This window comes from Mesorhizobium sp. M7A.F.Ca.CA.003.01.2.1, assembly GCF_003998945.1.
GTDB lineage: Bacteria > Pseudomonadota > Alphaproteobacteria > Rhizobiales > Rhizobiaceae > Mesorhizobium > Mesorhizobium ciceri.
Map to the genome: position 1 here is coordinate 1 of NZ_RZRA01001671.1, position 456 is coordinate 456.

1 pseudogene is annotated in these 456 nt (G+C 68.4%); it reads right to left on the reverse strand.

What is annotated here, in order from left to right:
* Positions 1 to 456, reverse strand: a pseudogene (locus EN969_RS34870) (cobalamin biosynthesis bifunctional protein CbiET); the annotation flags it as partial.

Sequence of the window (456 nt, forward strand, 5' to 3'; positions counted from 1 at the left end):
CTGGCCCACCCTTCGATGCGCACTTTTGCCATCGAGGCCGATGGAACCGGAGCCGGCGCCGATGTCCCACAGCAACTCGCCGCGCCGCGGCGCCAGCGCCGACAGGGTAATCGCGCGGATTTCGCGCTTGGTGATCTGGCCGTCATGGTCGAACAGGTGATCGGCAAGGCCTGATGTGAGCGGCAGCACGCGCGCGTCCGGACCGGATTCAACTTCGACCGCCAGCACGTTGAGCGGATTGAGGTTTTCGAGGTCGAAGGCATCGGCGCGGACCGAGCGCTGGGTCTCGCTTGGCCCACCCAACGCCTCCAGGATCGTCAGCCGCGATGCGCCGAAGTCGAGTTCCGCGAGCAGGCGGGCAATCGCCGCGGGGGCTTCTGCATCCGAGGTCAGCGCCAGGATGCGCGCGCCTGGCTGCAGCAGTGGCCGGATCAGGTCGAGCGGCCGGCCGTGCAG